This is a genomic window from Shinella sp. BE166 (assembly GCF_051201095.1).
Taxonomy (GTDB): Bacteria; Pseudomonadota; Alphaproteobacteria; order Rhizobiales; family Rhizobiaceae; genus Shinella; species Shinella lacus.
Genome location: NZ_JBPEHL010000063.1, coordinates 1 through 1,667 on the forward strand (window position 1 = coordinate 1; position 1,667 = coordinate 1,667).

Here is a 1,667-nt window from a genome sequence, read left to right on the forward strand (position 1 = left end):
GGCGAAGATGAAGGCGCCGATGGTGGAGATCAGATTGAACCAGTCCCAGCCGATATCGGCGGGATAGGTGAAGACGCGCCGGGGCATGCCGCGCAGGCCCGCGAGATGCATGGGGAAGAAGGCCACGTTGAAGCCGACGAACATCAGCCAGAAGGCGATTTTTCCGAGCCGGTCGGAGAGTTTTCGCGCATCCAGCAGCGGGTAATAATAGTAGATGCCGGCGACGATCGGAAAGAGCATGCCGCCGATCAGCACGTAATGCAGGTGGGCGACGATGAAATAGGTGTCGTGCGCCTGCCAGTCGAAGGGCACAAGCGCCACCATCAAGCCGGTCAGCCCGCCGATGATGAAGATGGCGAGCCCGCCTGCGCCAAAGAGCATCGGAACGGAAAAGATGACGCGGCCGGCGAGCATGGTGGCGATGAAGACGAAGATCTGCACGCCGGTCGGGATCGCCACCGCCTCGGAGGCGGCGGAGAAGAAGGCGAGCGAGATCTGCGGCAGGCCGGTGGTGAACATGTGGTGCACCCACAGGCCGAAACTCAGGAAACCTGTCCCGACGGCGGCGAGCACGATCCAGGAATAGCCGACGATCGGTCTTTGCGCGAAGGTCGGCACGATCATCGCCATCAGCGCGATTGCCGGGAGGAAGATGATGTAGACTTCCGGGTGGCCGAAGATCCAGAACAGGTGTTGCCAGAGCAGAGGATCGCCGCCACGCGCCGCGTCGAAGAACGGCCAGTCGAACATCCGTTCCATCTCGAACAGGATGTCGCCGGCAATCAGCGGCGGGAAGGCGAAGAGGATCATGCCGGCGACGATCAGCAGATACCAGGCGAAGAGCGGCATCATGTTGATGCGCATACCGGGAGCGCGGCACTTCATGATGCCGACGATGAGCTCCACCGCAGCGGCGATCGATGCGACCTCGATGAAGGACAGGCCAAGGAGCCAGATATCCGCGCCGATGCCGGAATATTCCTTGTCGGTGGCAAGCGGCGGATACATGAACCACCCGGTGTTCGGCGCCGCGCCAAAAAAGATCGAGCCGCAGACGAAGACGCCGCCGAGCGCGAAACTCCAGAAGCCGAAAGCGGAAAGCCGGGGGAAGGGCAGTTCGCGCGCGCCAAGCATGGAAGGGAGCAGGAAGATCGCCACCGCCTCGAAGATTGGCACGGCGAAGAGGAACATCATCACCGTGCCGTGCAGGGTGAAGGCCTGGTTGAACGTGTCGGCGGAGAGAAAATCGTTTCCCGGCACGGCGAGTTGAACGCGCACGAGCAGGGCCAGAACACCGGCAAACAGCATGAAGACAAAGGCGGCCGCGCCGTACCACAGGCCGATCTCGGTATTGTTGACGGAGGTCCAGTAGCGCCAGCCGGACGGCGTGCGCCAGACCTCGCGCAATTGTGCCTCCTGCGCTGTCCGGTCTTCGCTGGAGAGATCGGTCATTGGAGCCCCACCAGGTAAGTGGCGATGGCGGCGATGTCCTTTTCCGGCAGCATGTCGAAGGCCGGCATTTTCGCGCCGGGTTTCACCGCGCCTGGGTCGCGGATGAAACGGGCGACATTCTGCGCCGTGTTGGCAAGCGTGCCGGCGCCGACCGTCTGGCGCTGGCCGAAGAAGGTGAGGTCCGGGCCGAGGGTTGCCGGCCCCGTCACGCCGCG

At 63.2% G+C, this 1,667-nt stretch carries 2 protein-coding genes; both read right to left on the reverse strand.

Annotated features, from left to right (window positions below; all coding sequences use genetic code 11):
* A partial coding sequence (locus J2Y63_RS35380; protein ID WP_435269835.1) for a cbb3-type cytochrome c oxidase subunit I occupies positions 1 to 1,452 on the reverse strand: 1,452 nt, incomplete at its 3' end.
* The coding region (locus J2Y63_RS35385; RefSeq protein ID WP_435269836.1) for a c-type cytochrome at positions 1,449 to 1,667 on the reverse strand (219 nt) is incomplete at its 5' end. The genes J2Y63_RS35380 and J2Y63_RS35385, both read right to left, overlap by 4 nt.